This window comes from Pseudomonas paraversuta, from assembly GCF_904067025.1.
GTDB classification, from domain to species: Bacteria; Pseudomonadota; Gammaproteobacteria; order Pseudomonadales; family Pseudomonadaceae; genus Aquipseudomonas; species Aquipseudomonas paraversuta.
The window spans coordinates 1359190-1383634 of sequence record NZ_CAJFDA010000001.1 but is presented as its reverse complement, the minus strand read 5'-3'; the positions used below and the strand labels follow the sequence as shown (position 1 = coordinate 1383634).

General features: G+C 58.3%; 23 protein-coding genes. 12 read left to right on the top strand and 11 right to left on the bottom strand.

The window, feature by feature from the left end:
- Positions 1-15: 15 nt before the first annotated feature.
- The 3 genes from JQ848_RS06640 to yegS form a co-directional block, all read right to left on the bottom strand.
- Entirely contained in the window at positions 16-822 is an 807-nt protein-coding gene (locus JQ848_RS06640; RefSeq protein WP_202210378.1) for an MOSC domain-containing protein, read from the bottom strand.
- A gap of 64 nt (positions 823-886) precedes the next feature.
- Positions 887-1822, bottom strand: a complete 936-nt coding sequence (locus JQ848_RS06635) for a chemotaxis protein CheV (protein ID WP_127195843.1) — start codon at positions 1820-1822, stop codon at positions 887-889.
- An 82-nt stretch (positions 1823-1904) separates the two neighbouring features.
- The gene (gene yegS, locus JQ848_RS06630) at positions 1905-2834 is read right to left on the bottom strand and encodes a lipid kinase YegS (RefSeq protein ID WP_003446607.1); all 930 of its coding nucleotides are present in this window, start codon (positions 2832-2834) and stop codon (positions 1905-1907) included.
- A gap of 180 nt (positions 2835-3014) precedes the next feature.
- Here yegS and JQ848_RS06625 point away from each other — a divergent pair, with 180 nt between their 5' ends.
- On the top strand, positions 3015-4463 hold the full coding sequence (locus tag JQ848_RS06625) for a mannose-1-phosphate guanylyltransferase/mannose-6-phosphate isomerase (RefSeq protein ID WP_202210377.1): 1449 nt from the start codon (positions 3015-3017) through the stop codon (positions 4461-4463).
- A gap of 91 nt (positions 4464-4554) precedes the next feature.
- Here the strand turns inward: JQ848_RS06625 and JQ848_RS06620 are convergent, their stop codons facing one another.
- Together JQ848_RS06620 and moaB are read right to left on the bottom strand one after the other, a co-directional pair.
- Positions 4555-5781, bottom strand: coding sequence for a molybdopterin molybdotransferase MoeA (locus JQ848_RS06620; RefSeq protein WP_202210376.1), 1227 nt, complete (start codon positions 5779-5781; stop codon positions 4555-4557).
- Positions 5765-6304, bottom strand: coding sequence for a molybdenum cofactor biosynthesis protein B (gene moaB, locus JQ848_RS06615; protein ID WP_003446604.1), 540 nt, complete (start codon positions 6302-6304; stop codon positions 5765-5767). Before moaB ends, JQ848_RS06620 begins: the two co-directional genes overlap by 17 nt.
- 79 nt (positions 6305-6383) lie before the next feature.
- Here moaB and mobA point away from each other — a divergent pair, with 79 nt between their 5' ends.
- Together mobA and JQ848_RS06605 are read left to right on the top strand one after the other, a co-directional pair.
- Positions 6384-6953, top strand: coding sequence for a molybdenum cofactor guanylyltransferase MobA (mobA, locus tag JQ848_RS06610; protein ID WP_202210375.1), 570 nt, complete (start codon positions 6384-6386; stop codon positions 6951-6953).
- 106 nt (positions 6954-7059) lie between these two features.
- On the top strand, positions 7060-7281 hold the full coding sequence (locus tag JQ848_RS06605; protein ID WP_003446602.1) for a YgdI/YgdR family lipoprotein: 222 nt from the start codon (positions 7060-7062) through the stop codon (positions 7279-7281).
- 68 nt (positions 7282-7349) lie between these two features.
- Here JQ848_RS06605 and JQ848_RS06600 read toward each other — a convergent pair whose 3' ends face one another.
- Complete coding sequence (locus JQ848_RS06600) at positions 7350-8240, bottom strand: pseudouridine synthase (RefSeq protein WP_127195840.1); 891 nt, start codon at positions 8238-8240, stop codon at positions 7350-7352.
- A 57-nt stretch (positions 8241-8297) separates the two neighbouring features.
- Complete coding sequence (locus JQ848_RS06595; protein WP_003446600.1) at positions 8298-8534, bottom strand: glutaredoxin family protein; 237 nt, start codon at positions 8532-8534, stop codon at positions 8298-8300.
- A gap of 274 nt (positions 8535-8808) precedes the next feature.
- Here JQ848_RS06595 and JQ848_RS06590 point away from each other — a divergent pair, with 274 nt between their 5' ends.
- The 7 genes from JQ848_RS06590 to JQ848_RS06560 all read left to right on the top strand — a co-directional run bounded on the left by JQ848_RS06590 (position 8809) and on the right by JQ848_RS06560 (position 17828).
- Entirely contained in the window at positions 8809-10545 is a 1737-nt protein-coding gene (locus JQ848_RS06590; RefSeq protein WP_003446598.1) for a cation:proton antiporter, read from the top strand.
- A 141-nt stretch (positions 10546-10686) separates the two neighbouring features.
- Entirely contained in the window at positions 10687-11001 is a 315-nt protein-coding gene (locus JQ848_RS06585; protein WP_003446596.1) for an ElaB/YgaM/YqjD family protein, read from the top strand.
- A 1-nt stretch (position 11002) separates the two neighbouring features.
- Positions 11003-11380, top strand: a complete 378-nt coding sequence (locus tag JQ848_RS06580; RefSeq protein WP_003446595.1) for a phage holin family protein — start codon at positions 11003-11005, stop codon at positions 11378-11380.
- A complete protein-coding gene (locus JQ848_RS06575) occupies positions 11377-11721 on the top strand; it encodes a hypothetical protein (RefSeq protein WP_003446593.1) in 345 nt (114 codons plus the stop codon). The genes JQ848_RS06580 and JQ848_RS06575 overlap by 4 nt, the downstream gene beginning before the upstream one ends.
- Before the next feature lie 149 nt (positions 11722-11870).
- The gene (locus JQ848_RS06570) at positions 11871-13202 is read left to right on the top strand and encodes a deoxyguanosinetriphosphate triphosphohydrolase (protein WP_003446591.1); all 1332 of its coding nucleotides are present in this window, start codon (positions 11871-11873) and stop codon (positions 13200-13202) included.
- A 370-nt stretch (positions 13203-13572) separates the two neighbouring features.
- Positions 13573-14199, top strand: a complete 627-nt coding sequence (locus tag JQ848_RS06565) for a response regulator transcription factor (RefSeq protein WP_003446589.1) — start codon at positions 13573-13575, stop codon at positions 14197-14199.
- Positions 14200-14207: 8 nt separating this feature from the next.
- Positions 14208-17828 (top strand): transporter substrate-binding domain-containing protein, encoded by a 3621-nt coding sequence (locus JQ848_RS06560; protein ID WP_202210374.1) that lies wholly within the window; start codon positions 14208-14210, stop codon positions 17826-17828.
- A 172-nt stretch (positions 17829-18000) separates the two neighbouring features.
- Here the strand turns inward: JQ848_RS06560 and JQ848_RS06555 are convergent, their stop codons facing one another.
- Both JQ848_RS06555 and JQ848_RS06550 read right to left on the bottom strand, forming a co-directional pair.
- Positions 18001-18483 (bottom strand): GAF domain-containing protein, encoded by a 483-nt coding sequence (locus tag JQ848_RS06555; RefSeq protein ID WP_010656826.1) that lies wholly within the window; start codon positions 18481-18483, stop codon positions 18001-18003.
- Positions 18476-19369, bottom strand: coding sequence for an ATP-binding protein (locus JQ848_RS06550; RefSeq protein WP_003446582.1), 894 nt, complete (start codon positions 19367-19369; stop codon positions 18476-18478). Before JQ848_RS06550 ends, JQ848_RS06555 begins: the two co-directional genes overlap by 8 nt.
- A 175-nt stretch (positions 19370-19544) precedes the next feature.
- On the opposite strand from JQ848_RS06550, the gene JQ848_RS06545 reads away from it, so the two are divergent.
- A complete protein-coding gene (locus JQ848_RS06545; RefSeq protein WP_202210373.1) occupies positions 19545-21860 on the top strand; it encodes a response regulator in 2316 nt (771 codons plus the stop codon).
- A 64-nt stretch (positions 21861-21924) separates the two neighbouring features.
- Here JQ848_RS06545 and JQ848_RS06540 read toward each other — a convergent pair whose 3' ends face one another.
- Positions 21925-22407: a glutathione peroxidase gene (locus tag JQ848_RS06540; protein ID WP_010656828.1), complete on the bottom strand. Its 483-nt coding sequence runs from the start codon at positions 22405-22407 to the stop codon at positions 21925-21927.
- Positions 22408-22429: 22 nt separating this feature from the next.
- Positions 22430-22825: a peptide-methionine (R)-S-oxide reductase MsrB gene (gene msrB / locus JQ848_RS06535; protein ID WP_003446577.1), complete on the bottom strand. Its 396-nt coding sequence runs from the start codon at positions 22823-22825 to the stop codon at positions 22430-22432.
- Positions 22826-23035: 210 nt separating this feature from the next.
- Between msrB and JQ848_RS06530 the strand changes: the two genes are divergently transcribed.
- Positions 23036-24247, top strand: coding sequence for a pyridoxal phosphate-dependent aminotransferase (locus JQ848_RS06530; RefSeq protein ID WP_003446576.1), 1212 nt, complete (start codon positions 23036-23038; stop codon positions 24245-24247).
- Positions 24248-24445: the final 198 nt, after the last annotated feature.

Here is a 24445-nt window from a genome sequence, read left to right as displayed (position 1 = left end):
CTACAGGGTAAGGGTTTACTCCAGAATGGTTACCGGCATGCCGACTTCAAGCACACCGTTACCGTCATTCACCAGGTTCTGACCGAACATAGTCCCTTCTGCCTGCTTGCGATAAGTCATTAAGGTGGCCAGCGGCTCGCGCTGTTCATCACGCACACCGGTGTGCGGATCAACCGTCGTGAGGATGCAACGCGAGCAGGACTTGACCACACGAAACTCGGTATCACCAATGCGGATACGCTTCCAGCCGTCTTCGGCAAAGGCTTCGCTGCCCTCAATCACCAGGTTTGGCCGAAAACGCAGCATGTCCAGTTCGCGACCGACCCTGGCGCCAAGATCATCCAGCGACGCCTGACCTATCAGCAACAGCGGGTAGCCATCGGCAAACGCCACTTTGTCATCATCACGGCCATAGCCCGCTTCAGTGGTGCGTGCACGCTCCAGCGGAACATGCACCAGCCGTACCGGCTTCTCGACAAAGCGGCTTAGCCAGTCAGCGGCAGCGTCGCCCGCATCCGGCACCCGCAAAGTGTCACGCCAGATGGTGACACCCCGCAGATTCGACTCGGCATCCGGCACCTTCACGTCCAGCGGGTCAAAATCCCGGGCACTCAGGGTCAAACCGCCGGCGGCGTTCCACAGTGCCGACAGCTGGCTCATTACAGGGTCGGCACGCTGGGTCAGGAACCTGCCGCTCGCTTCATCGACCAGCATCCAGCGTCGATCACCAACCAGGCCCAGCCGGTCCAGACGGGCCTGGGGCAGGCTTTCGCCCTTGGCGGATTTCAGCGGAAAACGATAAAGCGCGCTTAGACGCAACATTGGCCTGCCTCGAGAGAGTTAAAAAGCCAAAGTATACGAGCAAAAATCAGTTTTTCCCCCGAAGTTACGCCGGCACTTGCTCCAGCATCAAGCGTTGACGCACCACATCCACCAGCTTGTCCGGCTGGAACTTGGAGAGAAAGTTGTCGCAGCCGACCTTCTTCACCATCGACTCGTTGAAGCTCCCCGACAACGAGGTGTGCAACACCACGTACAGGCTGCGCAAACGCGGGTCGTTACGAATTTCGGTGGTCAGGCGATAACCGTCCATTTCCGGCATTTCGGCATCGGTAAAAATCATCAGCAACTTGTCCGTCATGACCTGGCCTGTGTCCGCCCATCCCTTGAGCATGTTCAAGGCCTTGAGGCCATCGCTGGCAACATGCATTTTGAGCCCCAACTGCGACAGCGTTTCACGCAATTGCGCCACCGCCACACTGGAGTCATCCACCAGCAGCACTTCACGACCACGGGCCTGCTCCAGCAGCGGATCTGCCAGTTTTTCGCGCGAGACCCGGGCGTTGTACGGGACGATCTCGGCCAGCACTTTTTCCACGTCGATAATCTCCACCAGCTGTTCATCGACTTTGCTGATCGCGGTCAGGTAATGCTGGCGCCCGGCACTGCCCGGCGGCGGCAGAATGGCCTCCCAGTTCATATTGACGATACGGTCCACGCTGCCCACCAGGAACGCCTGAACTGAACGGTTGTACTCGGTGACGATGATCGTGCTGTCGGGGCCCGGCACCACCGGGCGCATGCCGATCGCCCGGGACAGATCGATCACCGGCAGGGTTTTGCCGCGCAGGTTGACCACACCGCACACATGAGGATGACGGTGCGGCATGAGGGTCAATTTGGGCAGTTGGAGGACTTCTTGCACCTTGAACACGTTGATCGCGAACAGTTGCCGGCCCGCCAGGCGAAACATGAGAAGTTCCAGCCGGTTTTCACCCACTAACTGAGTCCGCTGGTCTACCGTGTCGAGAATGCCGGCCATGAATAACTCCTGGGCGTAAGGGCTTGATGCCCGGGGTTATCGGCCGGCCTGGCTGATTCTTTATGACTGGCAGTTGCTGCTGTCATCCCTCCTGCAGTTGCGCGGGATCAATTGGGGTCGACGTGCTGAGCAGTGGAGAGTTTTCTGGCAAATGCACCTTCAACGCGCCCTTGCGTACTTCAAAGCGCATGGCATCACCCTCCAGCGGCTCGCCATCCAGATTCATTGAAAGCCCCTCGGCCGCCTTGATTTCAACCCAGGGCACACGCGCCCGGACAAACAGGTTATCCAGGCTCCAGCCGCCGGCCATCAACTCTTTCAAGGTGCTGACCACTTCCTGGGGTGCAGGCAGAATGCTGATATCCAGCAAACCGTCATCGACCAGGGCCTGTGGGCACAGCTCCTGCCCGCCACCGGCCTGGCGACCGTTGCCGATCCCCAGCGCCAGCAAATTACCCTGCCAGTGAAAGTCCGGCCCTTGCAGCTCGGCATACGCGGCGTGCAGTTCGGTGAAACGCGTCAGCCCGGTAAACAGATAGGCCGCCCCGCCCAGCACCTTTTTCAGGTCTTCCGAGGTATTGGCCGTAACCTGGCTGCCAAAGCCGCCCGTGGCCATGTTCAAGAATATCTGGCCACCCACCTCCCCCAGATCGATGGCCTGGGCGGGGACGTCCAGCAAGGCCAGGGCTTCATCGGGTTGCAGCGGGATACCGGCAGCCCGGGCAAAGTCATTGGCAGTGCCCAACGGCAACAGCACCAGACCGGCCTCGGTATCGGCCAATGCCAGGGCCTCGCAAATATCGCGCAAGGTGCCATCGCCACCGCCCGCGATGATCTGGTCATAGCCCGCCTCCAGAGCCTCGTGCACAAGCCGCTGGGCATCCCCGGCCTCCCATGTCAGGCGTACTGTCAGCTCCCAGCCCATGGCGCGCCGTTGCTCCACCGCAGCCCGCACGTCTTCGTTGAGCGCTTGCTTACCGTGCAAAATCAAAAATGCCTTACCTGCACTCATCTCTATCTCCCTCGACAAAAGCGGTCTGAATTTTTGGACAGCAGCCGAACCGAAAAGACCCATGCTGCCACGACTTATTTGCCCGATACCGCACTATTGTCGTCAACCAGTCGATCAATCGCGCAGAACCGGTCAAACTCCACCGCCCAAAGCAGCCCATTGACGCCAGAGGCCTTCTGAATGAGCACACTCATTCCCTGCATCATCGCCGGAGGCGCTGGCACCCGGCTTTGGCCAGTGTCCCGTGAGTCCATGCCCAAACCCTTTATGCGCCTGCCCGACGGCGAGAGCCTGCTGCAAAAGACCTTCCATCGGGCAACTGGCCTGGCAGACGTCAACCGCTTGCTGACGGTGACCAGTCGCGAGGTGTTTTTCCGCACCCTTGATGACTATCGCCCACTGAACGATGGCGCCGTGGCTCTGGATTTCATTCTTGAGCCCGTGGGACGCAATACCGCCCCGGCCATTGCTGCTGCCGCATTACACGTAGCTCGACGCTACGGCGAGGACGCGCAACTGCTGGTGTTGCCGGCCGACCACCTGATCACCGATCTGGCCGCCTTTGCCGACGCCGTCGACAGCGCACGGCGATTGGCCGACCAGGGCTGGCTGGTGACTTTCGGCATCCGCCCGAGCAAGGCAGAAACCGGCTTTGGCTATATAGAAAAAGGCCCGGCGCTGAACGGTGACGGGTTCCAGGTGGCGCAATTTGTTGAGAAGCCCGATGCCATCACGGCCCGGCAATTTCTGGACGGCGGCCAGCACCTGTGGAATAGCGGCATGTTCTGCATGCGGGTCGACAGCCTGCTGCGTGAACTCCAGGAGTACGCGCCACAGGTGCTGACGGCAGTGAGCCACTGCCTTGAACACAGTCAGGCGTTTGAGGGGCAACAGGATCTGCACCTTGAGCTGGACAGTCGCACCTTCGTCCTGGCACCCGATATTTCCATCGACTACGCGCTGATGGAACGTTCAACAAAAGTGGCGGTGGTTCCCTGTCAATTGGGCTGGAGCGATATCGGCTCATGGCAGGCGGTGCGTGAGCTGAGCCCGGCGGATGCCAACGGCAACCAGTGCAATGGTGAAAGCGTTCTGCACGATGTGCACAACTGCTATATCAACTCGCCCACACGTCTGGTCGGCGGGGTCGGGCTCAACGACCTGATCATCATTGATACCCCTGACGCCTTGCTGGTCGCTGATGCCAAGCGTAGCCAGGATGTTAAATACATCGCCCAGGCGCTCAAGCTTCAGGGCCACGACGCCTATCGCCTGCACCGCACCGTCACCCGCCCCTGGGGCACCTATACGGTGCTCGAAGAAGGACCGGGGCTGAAAATCAAACGTATCGTGGTCAAACCGCAAGGTGCGCTGTCCCTGCAAATGCATCGGCTACGCAGCGAACACTGGATTGTGGTGAGCGGCATCGCCCAGGTCACCAATGGCGACCGTCAGTTTGAGCTCAACAGTAACGAATCGACCTTTATCAAACCTGGCAGAGCCCACCGCCTGGTCAACCCCGGGGCGGTTGATCTGGTGATGATTGAGGTGCAGAGCGGTGAGTACGTGGGGGAAGACGACATAGTGCGCCTGAGCGACATTTATGGCCGGGTGCCTGTGGCACGGTAAGCGTTTTGCAGGAGCAAGCTTCTGAAGAATACCGAACTCACTACTCAATATGAGCTCGATAAAAAGCTCGCGCCTGCAGGTCTTCGGGGATTTAACCCAACACTTCGCTTAACGGGATGAAGCCTGCCAGGTCACCTTCAACCAGGGTTCGCCCTTCAAGCACTTCCACCAGCCCTTCGGCCCAGGCTGCACTGCGCAAAACACCCGAACTCTGGTTTTTGTAGATCACCGCCCGCCCCTGCTCCAGCCGGCCACGCAGGTACTCACGGCGATTACCCGCCTTGGGCCAGACGAACCCGGCCGGCACCTGGAACTTTAACGGCTCGACGGCCTGTACGCCCTGGCGGCGCAGGATGTAAGGCCGCGCCAGCAGTGCAAAGGTCACCAGGGTCGATGCCGGATTGCCCGGCAGGCCAATCACCGGTACACCCCGAAAATGCCCGCAGGTCAGAGGCTTCCCCGGCTTGATTGCCAGCTTCCACAACGCCAGTTCACCTTCTTCGCGCAGCGCAATACCCAGGAAGTCAGCCTCGCCGACGGATACGCCTCCGGTGGACAGAATCAGGTCCACCGCCCCCAGCTCTGCCAGGCGCTGACGGGTTGCCGGCAAGTCGTCGGGCAAGATCCCGGCATCGACCACTTCACACCCCAGGCGCGTCAGCCAGCTGCACAGCAATACGCGATTGCTGTTGTAGATTTGCCCCGGGCCCAATGCCTGGCCCGGCTCGATCAGTTCATCGCCGGTGGACAACACCGCAACCCTGACCCGCCTGATCACATCCAGCGCGGCACACCCCAAAGACGCCGCCAGCCCCTGTTCGATCGGGCCCAAACGAGTGCCCGCGGCAAGCACGGTCTCCCCGACAGTGGTTTCCTGCCCCTGGGGGCGAATATTCTGACCCGCGTGCAAAGCTTCAGTGAACACTACCCGGCCATCAGCCTGGACCTGAGCGTTTTCCTGCATTTCGACGCAATCGGCACCTGCGGGCACGGGTGCACCGGTGAAGATCCGCGCACAGGTACCCGCCGCCAAAGGTTCGGGGGCCTGACCGGCAAAAATTCGCTGGCTGACCGGCAGCGGCATGCCGGACCAGTCGGCCAGGTTCAGCGCGTAACCGTCCATGGCACTGTTGGGCCATGGCGGCAGATCGAGGGTGGAGATCAGATCCCGGGCCAGCACCCGGCCTTCGCAGGCCGCTAGCGCGAGCGATTCAGTGTCGCGAATTGGAGCTGCTTCGGCCAACGCCAGCAATCGCGCCAGGGCGATTTCGACGGGCATCAGCTCGCCGGTGCGACCCGGCTTATCCACGGGTTTCACAGGCCGGCGCCTGCTTTAAATGGGCCACGAAGTTACATGGGCGGTGACGCGAGTCCAGTTGCTCGGCCAGAATCCCGTCCCAACCGGTGCGCACTGCGTTGGTCGAGCCCGGCAGGCAGCACACCAGCGTGCCATTGGCCAGGCCGGCCAGGGCCCGGGACTGCACGGTCGAGGTGCCGATATCGGCCACCGAGATCTGCCGGAACAACTCGCCGAAACCATCGACTTGCTTGTCCAGCAAACAGCTCACCGCTTCTGGCGTGCTGTCACGGGCAGTAAAACCGGTGCCCCCGGTAATCAGCACCACTTGCACGCTGTCATCGGCAATCCAGGTCGCGACCTGGGCACGGATTTTATACAGGTCATCCTTAAGCAGCACCCGGGCCGCCAGTTGATGCCCGGCCTCGCTCAGGCGGTCGACAAAGACCTGGCCTGAGGTGTCGGTTTCGAGAGTACGGGTATCACTGACAGTCAGAACAGCGATGTTCAAAGGCACGAAAGGCACATCAACCTTGGCTTTCATAGACGAGGTCCAGTTGTAGGAGAAACAGCCCGGTGTTATATCACAGCGCTTCTTTTGCCTGGTTGCGCGGAGTCCATCCATGAGCGAGTTTCAATGCTCCATTCTGTTGCTGGCGGGGGGCCGTGGCCAGCGTATGGGCGGGCAGGACAAAGGCCTGCTCATGTGGCAGGGCCTGCCGCTGATCGCCCACGCCCAGCGCGTGGCGCGGCCGCTGACCGATGACCTGATCATTTCCTGCAACCGCAACCGCGAACTGTATGCAGACTATGCAGACGTGCTGGTCAGTGACGGCAATGAGGATTTTGCCGGGCCATTGGCGGGTATCCGCGCCGGGCTGGCTGTTGCCCGGCACTCGCACCTGCTGGTGTTGCCCTGTGACGCCCCCAGGGTCGACAGTGACTTGCTCTGCGCCCTGCTCAACGCCGCCCGCCAATATCCGGAGCAACCCTGTATGGTGCACCACGGCGAACACTGGGAGCCGCTGTTCTGTGTGATCCCGACGGCACTGGCTGAGGCTTTCGAGCAGGCATGGCTCGCGGGAGAGCGCAGCCCGCGTAAAATCATGCTCCAGCTCAATGCCCGTGCCTGGCAATGCGCAGAGAATGACCCCCGGCTTAGCAATTTCAACACCCCTGACCTACTGGATTGACCGGGCATGCTGCACTTGTGCCCCTAGCCAGGGAACTTGCGGACGTTGTATACGTCTCAGGGACAGATAGATCTATAACAGCACTTTAATTTGTTGGAGAACCACAATGACTCATCGGACTCTCGCCGCCCTCATGCTCGCTGCTGGCATGGCCGCCCTTGCCGGCTGCGCCTCGCCAACAGTGATCACGCTCAACGACGGTCGTGAAATCCAGGCAATCGACACGCCAAAGTACGATGAAGATTCAGGCTTCTACCAGTTCAAACAATTGGACGGTAAAGAAACCCGCATCAACAAAGACCAGATTCGTACCGTTAAAGAGTTGTAAGCCTCGCATCAAAACAAAACCCGCCTGGTGCGGGTTTTGTTGTTTCTGGGGCTGCCTGCGGGGGAGGTTTACCAGTCCAGATGAATCCGGCTTTCAAAGTAGCGCTCCTGCCCCGTCAACGGGTCAGCGAAACGCAGGCTGTGGGCCAGTAACTTCAACGGATTGGCATAGTCATCAAGTGCATCCTTGAGCACATCCGGATAGAACGGGTCATTGCATATCCCCGCCCCCAGCGCCGCCATATGCACCCGTAACTGATGCTTCTTGCCCGTCACCGGATACAGCGCATATCGCCACAAATCGGCGTTTTTCTCACACACCTCGACCCGGGTCTCGGTGTTGCTGGCACCCGGGCCTTCTTGCATGCGGAAAAACGGCTCGCCCGCCACCAACCGGCTTTTGTGCACCAGTGGCAACTCAAGGTCAGGCAGGGCTTTGGCAATCGCTTCGTAGCGTTTTTCGATCTTGCGCGTGGGAAATAACGATTGATAAGCAGACCGGCTTTCTGGATTGGCCGAGAACAGCACCAGGCCAGCCGTGTGCCGGTCGATGCGGTGCAGCGGGACCAGGTGCGGATTGCCCAGGGTACGAATCAAGCGTCGCAGCAAGGTTTGCTCAACGTATTCGCCCGCCGGCGTGACCGGCAGGAAATGCGGTTTGTCCGCCACCACCAAATGCTCGTCGGCATACAGGATGGTTTCCTGCACCGGGATCGGAGTCTCGTTGGGCACTTCGCGAAAGTAGTGAATGCGCAGGCCTTCCTTGTAGCGCAACTGCGCACTGATCGGCGCACCGTCAGCATCCAGCACCCGGCCGCGGGCGATGCGATCAAGCCATTGCTCGCGGCTGATGGCGCGAAAGTGCTCGCACAAACAATCGAGCACGGTCAGCCAGCTACCGGCAGGCAGGTACAAAGTGCTGGCTTGGTGCTCGGCGGCGTTGAAAGGCTGGGTCGACATAGATAACTCGGACGGTAAATGCAGCCGGTGATTATCGCGCACAGCAACCGCCCAGGGCTATTGGAGAAAATTCACCACTTGGGCCGTATCAAATGGCCAACTCAACTCTTCGCCCGTATCGACCCGACGCAGTACCGGAATGCGCAAGCCATAAGCCTCAAACAGCGCTTCACTTTCTGCGATATCCACCAGCTCCACCAGCAATCCATGTTCGACCAAAGGCATCAGTTCAGCCTCGGCCAGTTCACACAAGTGGCAGCCAAGGGTGCCGAACAGTTGACATTCGGGAGGCATAAATAATGACCTTGTTTGAATAAGCGTCCAGTTTAAGAGCCTTGCCCCAAGACGTCGAGGCGCTTGCTAGCGCGCTGGGTTTGCGGGCCGCCCCCCTCCGGGCAGAAGAATACAATCGCTCTATACCGCTGCTTGCGACTACCCTAGACCAGCAATGGCAAAGAACCTGGCCCCTTGCGGGGTTGGCAGCAAAGAATGATGTACATCAGCGCCGGCACTGCTCGTTTGCTGGATGCTCGCGACTTTTTTACTCGAACTGACAAGGAAGACTTTCGTGTTCGCCAATTTGTTAATCATCCTTGCCTCATCCCTGGTGGTGATCGCGCTGTTCCGGCGCCTGCAACTACCCCCCGTGCTGGGTTATTTATCTGTCGGCCTGCTGGTGGGCCCGACGGCACTGGACTGGGTCAATGACAGCCCGGACCTGCCTGATCTGGCAGAGTTGGGGGTGGTGTTTTTATTGTTCTCGCTGGGGCTGGAGTTCTCACTGCCCAAGATGCTCAAGTTGCGCCGCGTGGTGTTTGGCCTGGGCAGCCTGCAGGTACTGGTGAGCACCGCGGCTCTGGGCGGCTTGCTGTATGCGTTCGGGATGAGCGCCAACACCGCATTCTTGCTGGGCGCAGGCCTCTCTCTGTCATCCACGGCCATCGTGAGCAAGGAACTGACCAGCCTGGGCGAAATTTTCAGTCGCCACGGGCAAAACGCCATTGGCGTGCTGCTGTTTCAGGATGTGGTCGCGGTGCTGTTGTTGACCTTGGTACCGGTATTTGCCGGCAGCAGCGACCAGGCCTGGTATTGGGCATTGCCGGTCACCTTGGGCAAAACCGTTATTTTGTTTGTTGGCCTGCTGTTTGCCAGTCGCTTCGTACTGCCGCGCCTGTTTCACGAAGTTGCTGCTTCCCGATCGGCCGAACTGTTCGTGCTGCTGGCACTGGTGATCGTATTACTGACCGCCTGGCTGACCCACCTGCTCGGTTTGTCGCCTGCGCTGGGGGCCTTCCTGGCCGGCATGTTGCTGGGGGAAAGCCACTACCGGCATCAGATTGAAGCCGACATCCGGCCATTCCGCGACATCTTGCTGGGGCTGTTCTTCGTCAGTATCGGCATGCTGATCGATCTGCAACTGTTCGTTCACGACGGCTTTCTGATTCTCGGCCTGACCCTGGCCTTGATGCTGATCAAAGGCATTGTCGTCGCGACCCTGGTCAAGCTGCGCGGCAGCGATGGCGAAACGGCCTGGCGCAGTGGCCTGGCGCTGGCCCAGGGCGGTGAGTTCTGCTTTGCCCTGATGGCCCAGATGCAACTCAACTCGCTGATCCCGCCAGATATCGCCGCTTACCTGCTGGCCGCCACTTTCTGTTCGATGCTGCTGACTCCCCTGCTGCTGCGGGCCGCACCTAAAATTGCCGCGGCCCTGCACCGCAAGTCCAATGAAGAAGCCGAGCTGGAACAAATCGCCGCGCAAAGTGCCGAGCTGCATGGCCATGTGGTGATGTGCGGTTACGGTCGTGTTGGCCAGTCCATCGGGCGTTTTCTGCGCAACGAGAACAAACACTTCGTGGCTCTGGACTACGACCCGGAGCGGATTCAGGAAGCGGCCAAAGGAAACAGCAGCGTGCACTACGGCGATGCCCGTCGGGGTGATTTGCTGCGCGCTATCGGCCTGGACCGGGCACGCCTGCTGGTTATCGCGGTGGATAGCACGGACGTGGCCATGAGCGTGCTCGAGGAGGCCCGGCTCATTACCCTGGACGTGCCCATTCTGGTCAGAACCCGCGACGACAGTAAGCTCGCCGAGCTCAAGGCCGCCGGGGCAACTGAAGTGGTACCTGAATTGCTGGAGTCGAGCCTGATGCTCGCCTCCCATGCCCTGATCATGCTGGGGCTGTCAGAAAAAACCGTACAGCGCCGGGTGGATGAAGTGCGGCATAACCGCTATCACTTGCTTGAAGGCTGCTTTGAAAGTACAGAGCCGCGGGAAGGGTCTGGTTTCCCCCGCGAAAATGAATAAATTGAGGTAAGGTTTTAAATCGCTCAGCGGGATATCTCTGGCATTCAGGTTGGGCAATCCCACAAGGTGTCAGAGAAATGCAGTGAACCTTCACCGAATGCCTACACTCGAACCATCAACAAGCCACTAACGGAGTTACCCATGGCCCGCATAAAAGCAAAGAATGCTCAAGAAATCCTGTTGGCCGATTTCCAGGCCCTGGTCAACGACACGGAAAGATTGCTGGAGCACTCTGCGACTCTGGCCGGCGACGGCGCTGAGGAAGTACGCGCCAAAATCCAGGACAGCCTGCTCAAGGCCCGCGAATCGCTTGCTGATACCAAGGAGTCGTTACAGGAGCGTGGCCAGGCTGCCGTAGTGGCCACCGAAGATTATGTTCAGTCCAACCCTTGGCAGTCCGTTGGCATCGCGGCGGGCGTGGGCTTTCTGATTGGCCTGCTGGCCACCCGGCGCTGATATGACAACTGAAGAATCCGGCTCCTCCCGTTCCACACCGCGGCGCTTGGGTGCCGCGGTTCTGGGTCTGTTGCATAGCCATGTCGAGTTGCTGGGCATCGAACTGCAAGAGCAGAAAGCGCGCACGGTCAGCCTGTTGTTATTTGCCGGGCTGGCACTGGTGTTCGCCCTGTTGTTGCTGATCGGTCTGTCGGCGCTGGTGTTGATATTGCTCTGGGACAGTTATCGCCTGAGCGGCATTATCGGGCTCTGCGTGTTTTATGCGCTGGCGGCGGCGTTCTGCGGCGTGCGCCTTAAAGCGGCGGTGTTCGATGAGTCTTCTCCTTTCAACGCCACGCTGGAAGAGCTGGCCAAAGACCGTGAGCGATTGATGCCATGAGCCATCCTGAAATGCCACAAAACGCCTCACGGCGCGAGATGCGCAAACTGTTGATCCGTCTGCGGATGGAAATGCACCGCCAGGAGATTCGTCACGAATCGCAACAACTGCTGCAACCACTGCAAAAAGTGCGCGGCATGGCCAGCAACTGGCAAGAAAACCTGGGGATAAAGCACGGCTCGCTGTGGGCCGTGGGGCTTGTCAGCGTACTCGGCTTTCTGACGGGCAGAAGTGCAAAAAGCAAAGGCAGCGATGGAACATCACGCTGGATCGGTCTGACCACAGGCCTGTTGCCACTGATCAAAATGGTCATCCAGGCAGCCTCGTCGCGCAAGCCTTGACGGGCCATGTGCAGGAGCGGGCTTGCCTCGTTCCTGCACATGGGGGCAACACCGATAATGCCCTGGACATGCATGGAACCATCTGCGGCTTGCACCATCCTGTGTGAAGCGAGAAGCTGGGGCCTCAGTCACTGACGGAGCACTGCGCCTTGGATTGGCAAACCCTGCTTAACCGCGAACGCCTCGGAAAACCCCACCACAGCCCCGAAGAACTCGGGCGCAGCCCTTTCCATAAAGATCATGACCGGATCATATTTTCTGGCGCATTCCGTCGTTTGGGACGCAAAACCCAGGTCCATCCGGTCAACAGTAACGATCATATCCATACCCGCCTCACCCACTCACTTGAAGTCAGTTGCGTGGGACGCTCACTGGGTATGCGGGTTGGTGAAACGATCCGTAGCGCGCTGCCCGAATGGTGCGATCCGGCCGACCTGGGCATGGTCGTTCAGTCCGCCTGTCTGGCCCATGACATTGGTAACCCGCCCTTTGGCCACTCGGGTGAAGACGCCATTCGCAACTGGTTTCAACAGGCAGCAGACCGGGGCTGGCTGAACGACATGAGCGATGCCGAGCGCAATGATTTCCTGAGTTTTGAAGGTAATGCGCAAGGCTTCAGGGTGCTTACGCAACTTGAATACCACCAGTTCGATGGCGGTACCCGCCTGACCTACGCCACCCTTGGCACCTTCCTCAAATACCCCTGGACCGCACGCCATGCGGACGCTTTGGGCTACAAGAAGCACAAGTTCGGCTGCTATCAAAGTGAACTGCACCTGCTCGAAAACATTGCCCACAAGCTCGGCCTGCCACAAATCGAAGACCAGCGCTGGGCGCGGCATCCGCTGGTGTACCTGATGGAGGCGGCCGATGACATCTGCTACGCACTGATCGACCTTGAAGATGGCCTGGAGATGGATCTTCTGCAGTATGACGAAGTTGAATCCTTGTTACTGGGGCTGGTGGGCGATGACCTGCCGCAAACCTATCGCCTGCTCGGCCCCCAGGACTCCCAACGGCGCAAGCTGGCGATTCTGCGCGGCAAAGCCATCGAGCACCTGACCAACGCTGCTGCACTGGCATTCGTTGAGCAGCAAGAACAACTGCTGGCCGGCACCCTGCCCGGGGATCTGGTGGAGCACATGCACGGTCCGGCCAAGCGCTGTGTACTGGATGCCAAGGACATGGCGCGCAAGAAGATCTTCCAGGACAAACGCAAAACCCTGCATGAAATCGGCGCCTACACCACGCTCGAAATTCTGCTGAACGCCTTTTGTGGCGCAGCACTGGAGCAGTATGGCGGACGAACCCCGTCGTTCAAGAGTCGCCGGATCCTCGACCTGCTGGGGAATAACGCCCCCCATCCGCAATGGCCGTTGCATCGTGCGTTTATGCGGATCATCGACTTTATTGCCGGGATGACCGATAGCTATGCCACCGAGATGGCCCGGGAAATGACCGGGCGCTCCAGCCCGACCTGACCACGGCCCGCCCTTGTAAAAAGGGCGGGCCGCCGTGTTTCCGGCCTGTGCCGAGCTGAATCAAACGCGGACACTTGTCGCCACCCGGAACTCCCACCCCCCTTCAACTACCCCTGTATAAAAACAGAAAAAAACTGTAGGAAAATTCACTTTACACAAAAGAAAATTCGATAAAACCCAGACGCTATTTCAAGTAAACCTTTGCCTACATCGCTCACCTTCTCCAACTTTCCAAGTAAACCCTTAACCCCTGCCTTATTTAATGTAGGACTATTCCCATACTACCCTTACTGGCCTACCCAATCGTATATCACCCCATATAACTAAGCTAAGGTGCGCCTATTCTATACCGTACTTTGTGGGGTTTCTTATGAACACCGTATTCATTGTTGACGACCATCCTGTGATCCGACTTGCCATCCGCATGCTGTTAGAGCATGAGGGTTATGAAATAGTCGGGGAAACCGATAATGGTGTAGATGCAATGCAGATGATCCGCGAGTCCATGCCGGACCTGGTCATTCTCGATATCAGCATTCCAAAGCTCGATGGTCTTGAAGTGCTGGCGCGCTTCAACACAATGAACACACGGGTTAAAACCCTGGTTTTGACGGCCCAGCCCCCTGCACTTTTTGCCATGCGCTGCATGCATTCAGGTGCAGCCGGGTATGTATGCAAACAAGAAGACCTGAGCGAACTTGTCAGTGCCATCAAAGCTGTATTTTCCGGCTACCACTACTTCCCCGGCCAGGCATTGAGTTCAGAAAAGTACGAAAACGGTGACTCATCCGAAATGCAACTGTTCAAACTTGTCAACGACCGCGAACTCATGGTCCTGAAACTCTTTGCCCAGGGAAAAACAAACAAGCAAATAGCCACAGACATGTTTCTTAGTAACAAGACCGTGAGCACTTACAAAAAACGGCTCATGCAAAAACTGCAAGTCAGCTCAATGATCAACCTTATCGAAATGGCTAAACGCAACGCTTTGGTATGAAGAACTCAATGCCCTCATGGTTAAACAAGTACCTGTCATTGATCGCAGGCCTGCTCCTGGATACCCTCCTGTTCAGCGCCACAGCCCGGGCAGAGAGCCATGTGCTGCTCAGCCGTTCCGGAACCTACCCCATGGTGGTTGCTCTGGATCAACAGCAGCGCTCCTGGCTCCAGGGCAAGCGCGAGTTACGGGTCGGCAGTTCGGCCCCTGACTATCCACCGTTCGACCTCACCGCCAGTGCCCGGGACTATGAAGGCCTGACCGCCGATTACCTGGGAATTCTGGCCAGTGCCCTTGACCTCCCCATCAAAGTCCAGCGATTCCACTCCAGACTCGCAGCCATCAAGGCACTTGAAGAAGGCAGCATCGACCTGCTTGGTACTTCAAACGGCTTTGAAGCCGACAACCCGCAACTGCTGCTGTCCACTCCCTATGCAATTGACCAGCCGGTCCTGGTGACCCGCGAGGGAGACAGCCGTTCTCTGCCCCGGGACCTTGCCGGTTTGCGCCTGAGCCTAGTGCACCACTACCTGCCTCTGGATGAGGTCAAGGCGCTCTACCCCAAGGCCATCATCCATTCCTATCCGTCCACTCAGAACGCCATCAACTCGGTGGCTTTCGGGCAGACAGATGTATTTCTGGGGGACACGGTCTCGGCGCATTACATGATCAGCAAGGGTCATCTGAAGAACATTAAAATGGCCAACTTCGGCAAGCCGCAACCCCATGGCTTCAGCTTTGCCGTACACCGGGACAATCGGCAACTGCTGGAGATGATCAACACTACCCTGCAAGCCGTGCCCGGCAGTGAGCGCGATAGTATTGCCAGGCGCTGGAACGCCGGCAGCAATAGTTTGCTGGCCAGTCAAAAACTGCAACTGACCGAGCGCGAAGAGCAGTGGCTGAGCCAGCACCCGGTAGTCAAAGTGGTGGTCAATGAAACCCTGGCGCCGCTGACATTTTTTGACCCGGACGGAAACTTCAGAGGCATTACTGCCGACTTGCTGGAGATCGTTCGCCTGCGTACCGGGCTGACTTTCGAGATACAGCGTGCACGCAGCTTCGGGACCATGATCCAGATGATCAACAGGCATGAAACCGACATCATTGCCGCCATCAGTCCCTCTGCTTCCCGAGAAAGCTCGCTGAGTTTCAGTCGGCCCTATTTTGAGAACTCATTCGTGTTGCTCACCGCAAAGGGTTCCGGCAAACCTGCAAGTCTTGATCAACTGGCAGGCAAAAAACTGGCCCTGCCCCTGGGCAACCCCCTGACTGACTATTTGCGTACCGAGCATCCGCAAATAGTTCTGGTCAACACCGATGACATTTATCAGGCAACCGAACTCCTGGCCGCGGGAAAAGTACAGGGGGCGGTCAACTCGCTGGCCATTGCCAACTACTGGCTGTCTTCAAAATTGCTCCACAACCGGTTGCAGATCAGCGCCTCCCTGGGAACCCGGCCCGCCACGTTTTCCCTGGCCACCTCCAGGGATGCCACAGAACTGGGCTCTATCCTCAACAAGGCATTGCTCGGCATTGCGCCCGAAGAACTGGGCATTATCCACAGCCGCTGGGGTGGGCATGCCCCGGCGCCGGAGAGCTACTGGCACCCTTACCATCGCCTGATTTACCAGATCATCATTGGCGCCAGCCTTTTGCTGTTGCTGTTGCTGATCTGGAACGCCTGCATGCGCCGGCAGATCCGGCAACGGAAAATGACCGAGCAGGCACTCAGTGATCAGTTCGAGTTCCTGATGGTTCTGGTCAATGGCACGCCACATCCGATTTATATGCAAGATCGCGACGGGGTTCTGCGAACCTGCAATGACAGCTACCTGGACGCTTTTTCAACCCGGCGCGAAGAGGCCATCGGACAAACGCTGATGCAAACCTGCAGCCTTATGCGTGATGAACACGAAGCCCATGATTATCAGGCCGACTGTCTGCGGGTCATGACGGAAGGCACCCCGCTTATCGTCGACCGGCCACTGCAGGCAGGCGATAAAACCCTCACCATCTACCACTGGATTCTTCCCTATCGCGATGCCCTGGGCGAAGTGCAGGGCATCATCGGCGGCTGGATCGACATCAGCGATCGCCGCCAGCTGCTGGAGGAACTGCGCACCGCCAAAGACCTGGCCGAAGACGCCAACCGGGCCAAAAGCACATTTCTGGCAACCATGAGCCATGAGATCCGCACCCCGATGAATGCAGTCATCGGCATGCTTGAGCTGACCTTGAAACGCGCTGACCAGGGTCATCTCGACCGCCCCTCAATAGAGGTCGCCTATCATTCGGCCAAAGACCTGCTGGAGTTGATCGGCGACATTCTCGATATCGCCCGCATCGAATCCGGTCGAATGAGCCTGACTCCAGAGCGGGTCAATCTGCGGGATCTGGCCAGCTCGGTGATCCGGGTATTTGACGGCCTGGCCAGACAGAAATCCCTGCACCTGTCACTGACTTTCAAACCCGAAGGCCGGGCGCCTGATGTCATGATCGATCCGCTGCGCTTCAAGCAAATCATGACCAATCTGATCAGCAACGCCATCAAGTTCACCGAGCGCGGCCTGGTAAACCTCGAACTGCACTTGCTGGCGAGCGACACCCCGCACCATGTTGATCTGCAGTTGCGGGTCCGGGACACCGGCATAGGTATCAGCCAACAGGATCAGGAGCGCCTGTTCGAGCCCTTCGCCCAGGGGCAAAACAGCGCAAAACTGGCGATCAACGGCACCGGCCTGGGTCTGGTGATCTGTCGTAGTTTGTGCGAAATGATGGGCGGTACCCTTAGCCTGAGCAGTCAGCCCAACGTAGGCACGCAAATTCAAATAACCCTCAGATTGCCTGCGCTGGAGCCCTGTACGCCGCCCACCGCCGAAGAATCGCAAATCCACCCCGCGACCACCCAGCTCAATGTACTGGTGGTGGACGACCACCCTGCCAATCGCCTGTTGCTGTGCCAGCAACTGGGATTTCTGGGGCATCGCTTTACCAGTGAAAAAAACGGAGCTGAGGGGTTAAAAGCCTGGAAACAATCGAGGTTTGATCTGGTTATCGCTGACTGCAACATGCCGGTCATGAACGGCTACGATTTGACCCGGGCGATTCGTCAGCATGAGCAGGCATCCCGACACAGCCGCTGTACGGTTCTGGGCTTCACCGCCAATGCCCAGCCCGAAGAGCGACTGCGTTGCAAGCAGGCCGGGATGGACGATTGTTTGTTCAAACCCATCAGCCTGAGACTGTTGGGTCAACGCCTGGCCGCGATCGAACCCGCAGCCCCATCCGCGAGGGCACCCAATCTCAATATTGAGAGCTTTTACGCACTGTCAGGACAGGACAACGCGCGAATCAGAATGCTGCTCGAAGAGCTGCTGCGCAGCAATCGGCAGGATCTCAAGACACTGCTTGAACTGCGCGTCGACAACGGCCTGCAACCTTTTTTCGTCATAGCACACCGGATCAAGGGCGCAGCGCGCATTGTGAGTGCCGACATCCTGATCAAACGCTGCGATGCGCTGGAGCAAGCCAGCCTTGCAACTCTGGAGTCTCGCCGTAGTGCCGTGCAGCAGGCCATGGAAGCACTGGAGGTAACATTGATCAACGAACTGGCCAAACACGCCTGAATGCACCCACCCTGCCGGCACCTGAGCCGAACGTCACCGCGGCCCCACGTGAATCACCAGTGGGCCCGCGGTTTGGGTGCGAGCATGTTGCTATACGCCCGGCCGTGCCTGGAGCCGCTACAGCCTGACCAGCCCGAGTCGAAGCACCACGGCCCCTAACAATCAGGAGCTATCAGCACTCACTCAAACGCAGGAAGATCGCAGCCAGTGCCTCAATACCTTGCTGATCCTGCTCGGAAAACCTGCCGACGCTCGGGCTGTCCAGATCCAGCACGCCGATCAGGCGCCCGTCCTTGATCAAAGGCACCACCAGTTCGCTGTTGGAAGCACTGTCACAGGCAATATGCCCCGGGAAAGCATGTACATCCTCAACCCGCTGGGTCTGTCTGCTAGCCGCAGCGGCGCCACAGACGCCCCGGCCAAAAGGAATGCGGACACACGCGATCTGCCCCTGAAAAGGCCCCAGCACCAGCTCTTCATTACGATTAAGGTAAAAACCGGCCCAGTTCAGGTCATCTAATTGATGGTACAAAAAAGCCGAAAACTGCGCGGCGTTGGCAATAAAATCGCGCTCATCCGCCAGCAAGGACTCCAACTGGGCCCGCAGCAAACCATAGCCATCCAGACCGGCGCCTGTGGCATTCAAATCAATCATTGTTTTGCTCCAGCAATTTCAATCCAACCCAGTAACGTGCAAATTGATAAGCACACCGGCCATTACGGTTGCCACGCCCGGTCGCCCAGCGCACGGCCAGAATATCCAGCGCTTCGTCACGCTGCCACTTCAGACCGGCCTTGCCGGCCAGTACCTCAATCCAGTGCTCGACCACGTTGAGAAAGTGCTCCTGGGTAAACGGGTAGAACGACAACCACAGGCCGAAGCGATCAGACAATGCAATCTTGTCCTCCACCGCTTCGCTGGGATGAAGCTCACCGTCGACGTTCTTCCAGTTTTCGTTGTCGCTTTCTTTTTCGGACACCAAATGCCGGCGGTTCGAGGTGGCATACAGCAAGACGTTGTCCGGGGCTTGCTCCAGCGAGCCGTCGAGCACACTTTTCAGAACCCGGAAATCGCCTTCACCGGCGTCGAAAGACAGGTCATCGCAAAACAGGATAAAACGCTGCTTTTGACCCTGTAACTGCTCCACCACTCGTGGCAGATCGGCCAGGTGATCACGTTCGATTTCAATCAAGCGCAACCCGGACTGCGCGTACTCGGCCAGCAAGGCCCGAATGATCGAAGACTTGCCCGTGCCGCGCGAGCCCCACAGCAACGCATGGTTGGCCGGAAAGCCATCGAGAAATTGTTTAGTATTGCGGCCCAGTTGATCGCGCTGGGTATCAACTCCGATCAGATCCGTAAGACGCATCTCAAGACTGACTTGCAGCGGCATCAGATAACCCGAACGGCCTTCGCGTTGCCAGCGGGCTGCCAGGCAGTCGCCCCACTCAATCGGCTCGCGCTGCGCAGGCAGCAACGGTTCAAGACGCGCCAGGACCGCTTCGGCCCGCTCTAGAAAGGCATACAGTTTAGAATCCACAACATCTCCTCAGACTGATACACAGTGATAGCGCATTGACATGGACCGCGCGCAGCGCCCGTCCATGAGGTGATTGATACAACCTGCCTGTAAATACTGCAGCTATACCTGCCTGTTAACCGACTAATCGATTATTCTTGCCCGCCGAAGGGAAATGGAATCAGGTGCTGCACCCATGGACATAAAACTTACCCATCGCCTGTCTTACAAACAGGCCAGGCTGACAGTGCTGGTCGGCTTTGTCCTGGGGACAATGCTCAGTCTGCTGCAAATCGGTATGGATTATGCCAGTGAAAACGCAGCCATCAATCGTGAAATCGAATCCCTCCTGGATATCAGCCATAACCCGGCCTCACGTATTGCCTACAACCTGGACTCAGAACTCGCACAAGAGCTAGTGATGGGCCTGATGCGCGCGCCGGCCATTACCGGGGTGCAAATCAGCGATAACGACAAAAATATGCTGGCCAATGGCCGCGAGCAGCCCGATAACGGCCGCTACCGGGCATTGAGTGATTTCCTGTTCGGCTCCATGCGCACCTTCGACGATCGTCTGTACTTCAACCACTTGCCCGAGCAAAGCGTGGGGGTGCTTCACCTTGAGGTGGATACCTACCCGTTTGGCAGTCGATTCCTGCACCGTGCCGAGCTCACACTGCTCAGTGGTTTTGCCAGAAGCCTGCTGCTGACCTTTATTCTGCTGGGACTGTTTTATGTGATGCTGACCAAGCCGCTGGTACGGGTTATTGGCGAGCTCAGCAGAAGCAAACCCGGTAATCCCAAGCCATCGCGCATCGAGTGCCCGCGCGGACATGAAGACGACGAAATCGGTGTATTGGTCAACGCTGCCAATCAGCAATTTGACGCCGTAGCCCGGGAAATCGAGCAGCGGCGCAATGCAGAAAATCGCCTGACCGAGTATTCGTCCCAGCTTGAAGACATGGTCAAGGCCCGCACCCAGGAACTTGAAGCAATCAATTCGCGCCTCAGTCAATCCAATCAAGAACTGGAGGCAGCCCGCAGCACGGCACTGAAAATGGCTCAGGCGCGGTCGGCGTTTCTGGCCAACATGAGCCACGAAATACGCACGCCCCTCAATGGCCTGCTGGGCATGCTGGAACTGTGTCTGGACAGCCCGCTGAACGCCGAGCAACTGCAGCAGCTTTCAATAGCCCACGACTCGGGCAAGGTTCTGGTCGAACTGCTGAACGACATTCTCGACCTGTCAAAATTCGACGCCGGGAAACTGGAACTTGAACATATTGCTTTCGATCTCGGCACCCTGACCGAAGACACCGCCAACCTGCTGTCTCAGAACGCGGCGCCCAGCGTAGAGCTGACCTGCCTGATTGATCCGCACTTCCCGGCATTGGTGATGGGGGATCCAACCCGGGTGCGGCAGATTGTCAGCAACCTGCTGTCCAATGCCCTCAAGTTCACCCGGTTCGGGCGCGTTGATGTACGCCTTAGCGCGCACAACGACCAGGTACGGATCGAGGTGCGTGACACGGGCATCGGCATCGCCCACGAAGCGCAGACACGCATATTCAAACCCTTTACCCAGGCCGGGGCCGGTATTACCCGCCAGTTTGGCGGTACCGGCCTGGGCCTGGCATTGACCCGCAGCCTGTGTGAAGTCATGCACGGCCGACTGACCATCAGCTCGCAAATCGGTTTCGGCAGCCAGTTCTGTGCCGAGCTGCCTCTGCCCTGCCACACTCCCGCCATCAAGCCCATGCCCTTGTCTGGCCGGGTAATTGCCGTGAGCCCTGCGGGCAGCGGTCTGACTGAACTATTGAGCAGTTTTTTGCCTTTATGGGGCCTGGATTACCAGCGTTACTCGCTCGACGACTCACTGGCGGGCGCTAATCCGGACCTGCTGATTACGGACTGCCCAGAGTGCCTGTTCGGCCTGCGCCCCACCATCAGCACCCCGATTTTACTGGTCACCGCCTATGGCAACTTCATGCCCGGCGACCAGGTCAACGCCCTGGCTCCCCTGCAACAAAAAGCCCGGCCTTTATCACGGCACGCGCTGTATCAGACCTTGCAGCAGTTGCTGCAAAAAGAAGGCGGCAGCCACCCGAGCACTCACTCCAGAAGATCCTTCGTTCTGCACCGCGCTCAAGTGCTGCTGGTTGAGGACAACCCGGTCAACCAGCTGGTGGCCAAGGGTATGCTCGGCAAACTTGGCTGTGACGTGGTGATTGCGGCCCATGGTGGTGAGGCGCTGAGCCAGCTGGAGCGCAACAACTTCGATCTGGTACTGATGGACTGCAACATGCCCGTCATGGATGGTTACGAAGCCACCCGGCAAATTCGTCAGAGTGGCCGCTGGCCAGAGCTGCCAATTGTCGCCCTGACTGCCAATGCCATGCCCGAAGAGCGTGAGCGCTGCCGCGCGGCGGGGATGAACGACTACCTGGCCAAACCCTTCCGCCGCGAAGAGCTCGAAGCCCTGCTCGACACCTGGGTGCCGCTAAAAACCTGAGCAATGCACAAGCAGGCGCCGCGCTGAACCGCGGCAAGAGTCGCGGGCGTGAGTCTGTGGCGGCTTATTGCAGCAGCGCTTCAATATCCGCCCTGAGTGCTTCGGGTTTGGTGGTCGGGGCGTAACGCTTGACGCTGCCGTCCGGGCCAATCAAGAACTTGGTGAAGTTCCACTTGATCCTTTCGGTCCCCAGCAGTCCTGGCGCCGTTTTTTTAAGCGCTGCAAACAATGGGTGCGCCTGACTGCCATTGACCTCGATCTTCTTGAACAGCGGGAAGGTCACCCCGAAGTTCAGTTCACAAAACTCGGCGATGGCGGCGGCGTCACCGGGTTCCTGCTTGCCGAACTGATTACAGGGGAAGCCGAGAATCACCAACCCTTGATCCCTGTATTGCTGCCACAAGGCTTCAAGCCCTTTGTACTGCGGGGTGAATCCGCACTTGCTGGCGGTATTGACCACCAGCACTGCCTTGCCCGGGAAGTCCGCCAGAGTCTTTTGCTCGCCACTGAGGGTGGTGCAGGGAATATTGAGCAGGTTGCCAGTCATGACGGAGTCTCTCCAGCAAAGGTCAGGCGCGAGGAACCAGGTCCAGGCATACCGAGTTGATGCAATAACGCAGTCCGGTCGGCGGCGGGCCATCCGGAAAAACATGCCCCAGGTGGGCCTCGCACTTGGAGCAGACCACTTCGGTGCGCACCATACCGTGACTCGCATCACGGATCTCGATCATCGCGCTGTCGCCAATCGGTTGATAAAAGCTTGGCCAGCCGCAACCCGAATCGAACTTGGCGCTGGAATCGAACAGCGGCTGATTGCAGCAAACACAGTGATAGACGCCATCGGTTTTGGTGGCGTTGTATTTGCCCGAAAATGGCCGTTCGGTGCCTTTGAGACGGCACACGTTGTATTGCTCGGGGTCGAGCATGGCCTTCCATTCGTCCAGTGTTTTGTTCAACTTTTCCATGGTTCTGCCTCTGTCGCTGAAAAACCCTGCCCGGTGGCTTTTCCAGGGGTCGGGTGGCACGTATGATTGCGCCTCGTAATGCGCCAGTCTGGCACCCGCTCTATCTGCATTCAAACGGATTCTTGAAGCAATGCGGTGTTTGCAAGGCAGGATTAGCCAGGGCCGGGATTTCACACGGCCTGGATCGTTCATTTTCAGGATCACATCGCCATGCAGGTCAGCAAATCAAACAAGCTCGCCAACGTCTGCTATGACATTCGCGGCCCAGTGCTCAAGCACGCCAAACGACTGGAAGAGGAAGGCCATCGCATCCTCAAGCTGAATATCGGCAACCCGGCGCCCTTTGGTTTTGAAGCGCCGGACGAAATCCTTCAGGACGTGATCCGCAATCTGCCGACCGCGCAAGGTTATAGCGACTCCAAAGGCCTGTTCAGCGCGCGCAAGGCGGTAATGCAGTACTACCAGCAGAAACAGGTAGAAGGCGTCGGCATTGAAGACGTCTATCTGGGCAACGGCGTATCCGAGCTGATCGTGATGTCGCTGCAAGCGCTGCTCAACAACGGCGACGAAGTTCTGGTGCCGGCCCCCGACTACCCGCTGTGGACCGCTGCCGTAACCCTTGCCGGCGGTCACCCGGTGCATTACCTGTGTGACGAGCAAGCCAACTGGTGGCCTGACCTGGCTGACATCAAAGCCAAGATCACCCCCAACACCAAAGCCATGGTCATCATCAACCCGAACAACCCGACGGGCGCGGTGTATTCCAAGGAAGTACTGCTGGGCATGCTGGAACTGGCCCGCCAGCACAACCTGGTGGTGTTCTCGGATGAGATTTACGACAAGATCCTGTACGACGATGCCGTGCACATTTGTACCGCTTCGCTGGCACCGGACCTGCTGTGCCTGACCTTCAACGGCTTGTCCAAGTCGTACCGGGTGGCGGGCTTCCGCTCAGGCTGGATCGCCATCTCCGGCCCCAAGCACAATGCACAAAGCTACATCGAAGGCATCGACATGCTGGCCAACATGCGCCTGTGCGCCAACGTGCCCAGCCAGCATGCGATCCAGACCGCACTGGGCGGCTACCAGAGCATCAATGATCTGGTCTTGCCCAACGGCCGCTTGCTGGAGCAACGTAACCGCACCTGGGAACTGCTCAATGACATCCCCGGCGTCAGCTGCGTGAAACCTATGGGCGCGCTGTATGCATTCCCCCGCATCGATCCAAAAGTATGCCCGATCCTGAACGACGAAAAATTCGTCCTGGATCTGCTGCTCTCGGAAAAATTGCTGGTGGTTCAAGGCACCGCATTCAACTGGCCATGGCCGGACCATTTCCGCGTCGTGACCTTGCCGCGGGTCGATGAACTGGATATGGCTATTGGTCGAATCGGTAATTTCTTGAAGACCTACCGTCAGTAACCCCTTCACATGCTGTGCGATCAAGGAAATATCGCACAGCATGTGTCGAGTAAAACTTTCTTCACCTACTCTTCCCTGCTGCCCTTCTACGCAGCCTTTTTCACTTCAAAAAAATGCTTGCACCCAAGGTTTGCTGGGCTCTGATCGAATTTGTGCGCTTGAAAAAAGTCATTCCGGATCAGGAAATGACTGGTTTGT

Bases quoted from the DNA above. Each gene is read 5' to 3' on its own strand.
- JQ848_RS06640 (WP_202210378.1), bottom strand. From the start codon at position 822: ATGTTGCGTCTAAGCGCGCTTTATCGTTTTCCGCTGAAATCCGCCAAG.
- JQ848_RS06635 (WP_127195843.1), bottom strand. From the start codon at position 1,822: ATGGCCGGCATTCTCGACACGGTAGACCAGCGGACTCAGTTAGTGGGT.
- yegS (WP_003446607.1), bottom strand. From the start codon at position 2,834: ATGAGTGCAGGTAAGGCATTTTTGATTTTGCACGGTAAGCAAGCGCTC.
- JQ848_RS06625 (WP_202210377.1), top strand. From the start codon at position 3,015: ATGAGCACACTCATTCCCTGCATCATCGCCGGAGGCGCTGGCACCCGG.
- moaB (WP_003446604.1), bottom strand. From the start codon at position 6,304: ATGAAAGCCAAGGTTGATGTGCCTTTCGTGCCTTTGAACATCGCTGTT.
- mobA (WP_202210375.1), top strand. From the start codon at position 6,384: ATGAGCGAGTTTCAATGCTCCATTCTGTTGCTGGCGGGGGGCCGTGGC.
- JQ848_RS06605 (WP_003446602.1), top strand. From the start codon at position 7,060: ATGACTCATCGGACTCTCGCCGCCCTCATGCTCGCTGCTGGCATGGCC.
- JQ848_RS06600 (WP_127195840.1), bottom strand. From the start codon at position 8,240: ATGTCGACCCAGCCTTTCAACGCCGCCGAGCACCAAGCCAGCACTTTG.
- JQ848_RS06595 (WP_003446600.1), bottom strand. From the start codon at position 8,534: ATGCCTCCCGAATGTCAACTGTTCGGCACCCTTGGCTGCCACTTGTGT.
- JQ848_RS06585 (WP_003446596.1), top strand. From the start codon at position 10,687: ATGGCCCGCATAAAAGCAAAGAATGCTCAAGAAATCCTGTTGGCCGAT.
- JQ848_RS06580 (WP_003446595.1), top strand. From the start codon at position 11,003: ATGACAACTGAAGAATCCGGCTCCTCCCGTTCCACACCGCGGCGCTTG.
- JQ848_RS06575 (WP_003446593.1), top strand. From the start codon at position 11,377: ATGAGCCATCCTGAAATGCCACAAAACGCCTCACGGCGCGAGATGCGC.
- JQ848_RS06565 (WP_003446589.1), top strand. From the start codon at position 13,573: ATGAACACCGTATTCATTGTTGACGACCATCCTGTGATCCGACTTGCC.
- JQ848_RS06560 (WP_202210374.1), top strand. From the start codon at position 14,208: ATGCCCTCATGGTTAAACAAGTACCTGTCATTGATCGCAGGCCTGCTC.
- JQ848_RS06555 (WP_010656826.1), bottom strand. From the start codon at position 18,483: ATGATTGATTTGAATGCCACAGGCGCCGGTCTGGATGGCTATGGTTTG.
- JQ848_RS06545 (WP_202210373.1), top strand. From the start codon at position 19,545: ATGGACATAAAACTTACCCATCGCCTGTCTTACAAACAGGCCAGGCTG.
- JQ848_RS06540 (WP_010656828.1), bottom strand. From the start codon at position 22,407: ATGACTGGCAACCTGCTCAATATTCCCTGCACCACCCTCAGTGGCGAG.
- msrB (WP_003446577.1), bottom strand. From the start codon at position 22,825: ATGGAAAAGTTGAACAAAACACTGGACGAATGGAAGGCCATGCTCGAC.
- JQ848_RS06530 (WP_003446576.1), top strand. From the start codon at position 23,036: ATGCAGGTCAGCAAATCAAACAAGCTCGCCAACGTCTGCTATGACATT.